This is a genomic window from Vibrio sp. TMPB1044, assembly GCF_030442075.1.
GTDB classification, from domain to species: domain Bacteria; phylum Pseudomonadota; class Gammaproteobacteria; order Enterobacterales; family Vibrionaceae; genus Vibrio; species Vibrio satsumensis.
On sequence record NZ_JAUJED010000078.1, the window covers coordinates 298872 to 306739 of the forward strand.

5 protein-coding genes and 1 rRNA gene are annotated in these 7868 nt (G+C 43.1%); 4 read left to right on the forward strand and 2 right to left on the reverse strand.

Features of this window, described 5'->3' with window-relative positions; all coding sequences use genetic code 11:
* Positions 1–194: 194 nt before the first annotated feature.
* Both QQ041_RS23590 and QQ041_RS23595 read right to left on the reverse strand, forming a co-directional pair.
* On the reverse strand, positions 195–1619 hold the full coding sequence (locus QQ041_RS23590; RefSeq protein WP_353057851.1) for a lytic transglycosylase F: 1425 nt from the start codon (positions 1617–1619) through the stop codon (positions 195–197).
* A gap of 137 nt (positions 1620–1756) precedes the next feature.
* Positions 1757–2485: an outer membrane protein assembly factor BamD gene (locus QQ041_RS23595; RefSeq protein ID WP_061019010.1), complete on the reverse strand. Its 729-nt coding sequence runs from the start codon at positions 2483–2485 to the stop codon at positions 1757–1759.
* A 137-nt stretch (positions 2486–2622) separates the two neighbouring features.
* Here QQ041_RS23595 and rluD point away from each other — a divergent pair, with 137 nt between their 5' ends.
* The 4 genes from rluD to QQ041_RS23615 all read left to right on the forward strand — a co-directional run.
* Positions 2623–3597 carry a 23S rRNA pseudouridine(1911/1915/1917) synthase RluD gene (rluD, locus tag QQ041_RS23600; RefSeq protein WP_019820953.1) on the forward strand — a complete coding sequence of 325 codons (975 nt, stop codon included), beginning with the start codon at positions 2623–2625 and terminating at the stop codon, positions 3595–3597.
* Between the two features lies 1 nt (position 3598).
* The gene (gene pgeF, locus QQ041_RS23605) at positions 3599–4339 is read left to right on the forward strand and encodes a peptidoglycan editing factor PgeF (RefSeq protein ID WP_285955178.1); all 741 of its coding nucleotides are present in this window, start codon (positions 3599–3601) and stop codon (positions 4337–4339) included.
* Positions 4340–4481: 142 nt separating this feature from the next.
* Positions 4482–7055 carry an ATP-dependent chaperone ClpB gene (gene clpB / locus QQ041_RS23610; protein WP_285955179.1) on the forward strand — a complete coding sequence of 858 codons (2574 nt, stop codon included), beginning with the start codon at positions 4482–4484 and terminating at the stop codon, positions 7053–7055.
* A 628-nt stretch (positions 7056–7683) separates the two neighbouring features.
* Positions 7684–7868: ribosomal RNA gene (locus QQ041_RS23615) — 16S ribosomal RNA — on the forward strand; the annotation flags it as partial.

The following is a 7868-nucleotide window of genomic DNA, read 5'->3' on the forward strand; positions in this document are numbered from 1 at the left end:
CTACAGCTTATTGAAAGTACTTGATGAAAATTCACTCAATAGTGTTTTGTGATGTAGCTCTCGTGATATAGTTCGCTATGTAAGCTTTCTCTGAATTTGATAAGCAAAAGCCGCATAAGTTTTCTTATGCGGCTTTTGTGTTTTTATCTTCCCCTAGTGCCTTTGTTCCTCAGGCTTTTGGGATTGAAGACAAACTAATCGTTGGTTTTTAGTAATCTCGCTGTACCGTCCTCTCGGATGGCATTGATAGCTTGTAACTGCTTATAGATTACAAAATAACGGTTGATGTTGGCGACATAGGTTACCGGTTCTTTACTCACGTATTTGCGAGTGATGATCTCTACGTTTTTAAACCAGATGTTTGGGTTGTAACCTTTCTGCTTGGCAATGCGCCTCATCTTTCTGATCTTAGCTGGACCTGCATTGTAAGAAGCCAAAGTGAAGTAGATTTGGTTGTCTGGCGTAATGGCAGGGTCGTCAAAATATCTGTCCTTAATGAAGCGCATGTATTTCACACCCGCATGGATATTGTTATCCACCTTATGTATGTTTTTAATGTTGACGTTTTTGTCTTTAGCGGTACTTGGCAGTACCTGCATCACCCCAATAGCGCCACGATGAGAAACTCTGCTTTGATCCAATCCAGATTCTTGGAAACCTTGTGCAGACATCATCAAAGGGTCAAATTCGTATTTACTCGAATACTTTTCAAAGACATCTGACAGCTTAGCCACTCGGTCTATTTTATTTGGGTTGAGTGCTCTACCTAACCAGCGAGTGTTGTCGATGTATTTCTGATAGATAACATTTCCAAGTAGGGTGCCTGTTCGTGCAGTCTTGACGTATTTGTTTATTTCTTTCTTTAACTGAGGGCTGTTTTTTCTCAATGCCCATGCTATTTGGCCATTTTCACGTAAAGGCAAATCATGATGCACTTGAATGTTTTCCATTACGTCGGTCCACAGCTTTGCTTTATGGCTGTCCAGAATTGTGCCCTGAATATAACCTTGGTTGACTAGCTCTATCAGCTCGTAGTCTTGCAGTGATTCTTCAATGAAGTGGACATGCAGTGGTGGTAAACCTAATTCGTTAAGCTCTTTATTGACTCTTTGTACACTCTCGAAGTAACTCGAGCTTGCACGGATCCATACCTCTTTGCCGCTCAATTGCTTGATCTCGGTGATCGGCTCTGAGTTCTTGCCGGTGATAATCAATTCTTTCCCATCTTTAATCATTGGATTGGAAAAATCGATGATTTGTAAGCGCTTGTCGGTGATCGTCAGGTTAGCAACAGCGACATCTCCATAGCCAGATTCTAAAGAGGGAAGTAGATCATCTCGTTGTACGGGGATGATTTGAACATTGAGGTAGGGGTGTTTCTTACGAAGGCTTTTTTCAAAGTGGTAGAGCATTTCTGCCACGATGCCTTTTGGCTTACCATCCTCGATGTAATAGAAACCAAGATCGGCAGAAACTAGCACTCTAACCGTTCCTTTGGCTTTGAGCACATCTAAGTCGCCCATGTAAGGCTTATTGCTTAATGGGGACAGTTCTAATGCGTAGGATAATTGGCTAAATAGCGATACCCAGATAAATAATAACAACCTACTCACATCCACACTCCATGTTGATGTTTTGTTAAAAGTTATCTTTTGAAGATACCGTGTAATATGCGATTCATCAAGTTTGCGATATGTAGATAAAAAAACGCGCTAGTAAATTAGCGCGCTTTTGGGATTGAGATGTAAGAAGTAGATTAAGGTAGTGGGTTTAACTCAATCAACTTTTCTGTTCTTAACACAGCGTCATCTAGGCCTAGTTGTTTATAAGCTTCTAGCTGAATTTCTAGAGATTTACGAGCAGCGATGGTATCTGGGTAAGTCTTTTGCAGCTCTTGCGTTCTGTTGATCGCAGCAATCCAAGCTTCGCGGCGTAGGTAGAAATCCGCAGTTGCTAAATCATAGTCGGCTAGGCGATTCTTAAGTGCGAACATGCGTTTTTGTGCATCTTCAGCGTAAGGGCTGCTAGGGAACCGTTCGAGTAGTCGCTTGAAGTCAGCAAAAGCGAGTTTCACCGGCTCTGGGTCTCGGTCGCTACGGTCGATATTAAAAATATCGTGCATGAAGTTTCGGTCTTGCGCCATGTGCGTTAAGCCACGCATGTAAAGAACCCAATCTTGTTTCTCGTGAGTAGGGTTCAAACGTAGGAATCGTGAAATGGTAGCGAGGCCAAGTGCCAAGTCATCATTTTTGTAGTAAGCGTAAATCAGATCGAGCTGTACTTGCTCAGAATAGGCGCCGAATGGGTAACGTGAGTCTAGGGCTTCTAGCTTTTCTATTGCTGAAAGCCAGCTACCGCTCTGCAGTGATTCTTGCGCGTCAGAGTAGAGAACCGATGGTGGTACATCTGGCACTATCTCTTCACTACTTGAACAACCAACCAAGAGTGATACGGCTAATAGACCCGATAAAGTAAGGTGTTTCATGTCAGGCGTCGATTCCTTGAATTAAATATTTCGTAAGCTTCCGTTACTTTCTAACCAGTAACAGATACAATGATGCAATTATTCTATTTTATCCATACTAATGGGTATTAGTCTCACGGTTTTTAAAAAAGTTCGATATGGCTCAGCAGATCACATTAACAGACACAGTAAAAAGCAGCCAGTTAGGTCAACGTTTAGACCAAGCTGTCGCTGAACTATTTACCGATTTTTCTCGCTCTCGTATTAAAGAGTGGCTTCTTGACGGCAAAATCCAAGTGGATGGCGAAGTTATAACTAAGCCGCGCGTTAAGGTTTTGGGCGGTGAGGAGATCATCTTGCAAGCTGAACTTGCAGATGAAGAGCGCTGGGAAGCACAAGATATTCCTCTAGACATTGTCTACGAAGATGATGACTTATTGGTTATCAATAAGCCTCGCGATCTGGTTGTACACCCAGGAGCAGGCACGCCGGATGGAACCATACTAAACGCATTGCTTTTCCATTACCCACAGATTGCAGAAGTGCCTCGTGCAGGTATTGTGCACCGTCTTGATAAAGACACAACCGGCCTTATGGTTGTGGCTAAAACGGTTCCAGCTCAAACTCGTCTTGTACGTGCTCTTGCTAAGCGCCGTATTACTCGTGAATATGAAGCAATTGCAATTGGCAAAATGACCGCTGGTGGTGTGGTAGAAAAAGGCATTAGCCGCCATGCAACTAAGCGAACATTAATGGACGTAAATGAATTAGGAAAGCCGGCGGTAACTCACTACCGTGTTGCTGAACACTTCCGTGAGCATACTCGTATTCGTCTGCGCCTCGAAACGGGTCGTACTCACCAAATCCGTGTTCACATGTCATACCTTCAGCATCCGCTGTTAGGTGATGTTGCATACGGTGGCCGTGCTCGTATTCCAAAAGGTGCATCTGAAGAACTAACGACCATGATTCGTTCTTTTGATCGCCAAGCGCTACACGCCGTTATGCTTAAATTTGTTCACCCAATTACAGGTGAAGAAGTTGAGTTCCACGCTCCTGTGCCAAATGACATGGTTGTGATGGCTGAAGCGTTACGTGTTGATGCTCGCGAAAATAAAGAAGAAGACATTTAATATGTCGTTGATCATCCCTAACTGGAATGCACCTAACAACGTGAAGGCATTTGCGTCGACACGTGTAGGTGGCTTTTCTACTGACGCGTATCAAGGATTAAACTTAGGTACGCATGTTGGGGATGATGCTTCGCTTGTTGAAAACAATAGAACCTGGCTTAAGCAGCAAGCTAATATGCCCGCAGCTCCGGTATGGCTAAATCAAACTCATTCAACAGATGTCATTACGGTTTTAGAACCTATGGCGAGTATTCTTGATGCTGACGGTGCATTTACCACGGCTAAAGGTGTTGTCTGTTCTGCGATGACAGCTGATTGCTTACCTGTAATTCTTACTGATACCAAAGGCACTCAAGTTGCGGCTGTTCATGCTGGTTGGCGTGGCCTTGCTGGTGGAATTCTTGAAAATGCAGTCGCAAAGTTTTCAAACCTAGACTCAGAGAATAAGATCATTGCTTGGCTTGGTCCTGCAATAGGCAAACAAGTCTTTGAAGTAGGTGATGATGTGTTGGAAGCTTTTGTTCGTTTTGACCTTCAAGCTAAGCTCGCATTTGCAGCCAAAGCTGAACCGGGCAAATGGCTAGCGAATATGTCTCAACTTGCTACACAACGACTTGAAAAAGTGGGTGTGTCGGAAGTGACGGATTCAAATCTCTGTACCTTTGCAGATCCTGATTTGTTCTATTCTTATCGTCGTGATGGTATTACTGGACGCCAAGCTACCTTTATTTGGTTAGAGTAACCTTTAGCTAGTGCAACCAGTCATCCAGCTCATTTATATTTTTATATAAGCTCTATTCTTCATTCTTATCCCTTGAAAATCCGCGTTACCGTATCCATCTTCTAATCATAAGATAAACATATCTAAGAGTAGGAAGGTTGGCATGCGTCTCGATCGATTCACTAGTAAATTCCAAATTGCGATATCTGATGCTCAGTCGCTCGCATTAGGTCGTGATCACCAATATATAGAACCTGTGCACCTAATGGTGTCTTTGCTTAATCAAGATGGTAGTGCAATTCGTCCATTGCTCACCATGCTGAATATTGATGTGGTTCAATTGCGCTCTAAATTGAGCGAAATATTAGACCGAGTCCCTAAAGTAAGTGGCATCGGTGGTGACGTTCAATTATCGAATGCCATGGGAACGCTGTTCAACCTATGTGATAAGGTCGCGCAAAAGCGTCAAGACAGTTACATATCTTCAGAAGTATTCCTACTTGCCGCAATTGAAGATAAAGGCCCTTTAGGAAGTCTACTTAAAGAGCTAGGTCTTACCGAGCAAAAATTATCTCAAGCTATTGAACAAGTTCGCGGTGGCCAGAAGGTCGATGACCCGAATGCGGAAGACAGACGTCAAGCACTAGAGAAGTTCACTATTGATCTGACCGAAAGAGCAGAGCAAGGCAAGCTAGATCCGGTAATTGGCCGAGACGACGAAATCCGTCGCACTATCCAAGTACTTCAACGCCGTACTAAGAACAACCCTGTCATTATTGGTGAACCAGGTGTCGGTAAAACAGCAATTGTCGAAGGTTTAGCGCAGCGTATTATCAATAATGAAGTACCTGAAGGTTTGAGAGGCCGACGTGTACTTTCATTAGATATGGGCTCTTTGATTGCCGGTGCTAAATATCGTGGTGAATTTGAAGAACGTTTAAAATCGGTTCTTAACGAATTATCGAAAGAAGAGGGCAATATTATTCTCTTCATCGATGAAATTCACACCATGGTCGGTGCGGGCAAAGGCGAAGGCTCTATGGATGCCGGGAATATGCTGAAACCAGCATTGGCTCGTGGTGAACTTCATTGTGTAGGCGCAACAACGCTCGATGAATATCGCCAGTATATAGAGAAAGATCCTGCGCTAGAGCGTCGATTCCAAAAAGTGATCGTCGATGAGCCAACCGTGGAAGACACGGTTGCGATTCTCCGTGGTTTGAAAGAGCGCTATGAACTTCATCATCACGTAGAAATTACCGACCCAGCGATTGTTGCGGCAGCAACGTTATCTCACCGATACGTTTCTGATCGTCAACTGCCAGATAAGGCGATTGATCTGATTGATGAGGCGGCTTCGAGTATTCGTATGCAGATCGACTCGAAACCTGAGTCTCTAGATAAGCTCGAACGAAAGATCATTCAATTGAAGATCGAGCAGCAAGCTCTTACTAATGAAAATGACGAAGCCAGTGAAAAGCGTCTTCGAACATTACAAGAAGAGCTTTCTGACAAAGAACGCGATTTTGCAGAGCTTGAAGAAGTGTGGAATGCAGAGAAGGCCGCGCTTTCTGGCACGCAACATATTAAATCAGAGCTAGAGCAAGCTCGAATGGATATGGATTTTGCGAGACGTGCTGGTGATCTTAATCGAATGTCTGAATTACAATACGGTCGAATCCCGGAGTTAGAGAAGCAGTTAGATCTTGCAACTCAAGCTGAAATGCAAGAAATGACGCTGTTGCGTAATAAGGTCACCGACGCAGAAATTGCAGACGTGCTATCGAAGCAAACTGGCATCCCTGTTTCTAAAATGTTAGAGGCTGAGAGAGAGAAGCTCCTTAAAATGGAAGGTGTTCTACATAAGCGAGTTATTGGCCAAGCGGAAGCAGTAGAAGTGGTATCGAATGCGATTCGTCGTAGCCGTGCTGGTTTATCTGATCCGAATAAGCCGATTGGCTCTTTCTTATTCCTTGGCCCAACTGGCGTTGGTAAAACCGAGCTGTGTAAAACACTCGCGAACTTCATGTTTGATAGTGATGATGCGATGGTGCGAATCGATATGTCTGAGTTTATGGAGAAACACTCTGTTGCTCGTTTGGTTGGTGCTCCTCCGGGTTACGTTGGATATGAAGAAGGTGGCTACTTAACAGAAGCGGTACGTCGCAAGCCTTACTCTGTGATTTTGTTAGATGAAGTAGAGAAAGCGCATCCTGATGTTTTCAATATATTATTGCAGGTTCTTGATGATGGGCGCTTAACTGATGGACAAGGTCGTACGGTCGATTTTAGAAATACAGTTGTGATCATGACATCTAACCTTGGCTCATCGAGAATTCAAGAGAACTTCAAGACTCTCGATTACCAAGGAATAAAGAATGAGGTGATGGAAGTGGTAGGTAAGCATTTCCGTCCTGAGTTTCTGAACCGAGTTGATGAAAGCGTTGTATTCCACCCATTAGGTCAAGAGCACATTCAATCGATAGCTTCTATTCAGCTTGATCACCTTAAGAAGAGAATGGAAGACAATGGTTATGAGCTTGAAGTCTCGGATAAAGCACTGAAGTTGATTTCTCAATTTGGTTTTGATCCTGTATATGGGGCGCGACCTTTGAAAAGAGCTATTCAACAAAGTGTTGAGAACCCGTTAGCGAAAGCGATATTGGCAGGAAAAATTAATCCAGATAAGAAAGTACAGCTATTAGTAAACAACGATCGCATTATTGCTCACCAATAGTTAAAGCAAGAACGGTAGGTACGATTGGCCGAAATTGAGGCTTAATCGTACCTATTTTGAGCGCTTTGTGTGAATAGTGTTCGAACGGTCGCCGGTGGCGGTTTTTTTTTGTTTTTGGTCTTGTGCAAAGGATTATTCTCTCTATAATGCGCCTCCGTTGCCAAGGATAACCAAGCGGTTTGAACTGAGTAACAAGACGGTGATAAGCATTTAAGATGCTTTGAAAAATTAGCTGGAAAAAGTGTTTGACACTGAAAACCAATTCGCTAGAATGGCCGTCCACTTCGAGAGGCTCCTTACTAAAAGGAACGCTCAACAAGTAAAGCTCTTTAACAATTTAAACCTATCAATCTGTGTGGGCACTCATTGATGAATATCAAAACGTTATTGGTTCTTTTTCGAAAGAGCGTAATAACAGTTACTTCGGTAACAACATTGATTTCAATGAACTGAGTGACCAATACGAATAATTACTTTCTATATAGAGAGAGGTTATTTGGCACAGTCAATTCATTATCATTCTGTTGGAATGGTAATAGCTTTAAAATTACACTCTTTATTTATAAAGAATAGTTTTGAAGTCAGTATTCGTTGAGTCACACCTATTAGTTTAGGTAATCAAAACTTTAAATTGAAGAGTTTGATCATGGCTCAGATTGAACGCTGGCGGCAGGCCTAACACATGCAAGTCGAGCGGAAACGACACTAACAATCTTTCGGGTGCGTTAATGGGCGTCGAGCGGCGGACGGGTGAGTAATGCCTAGGAAATTGCCTTGATGTGGGGGATAACCATTGGAAACGATGGCTAATAC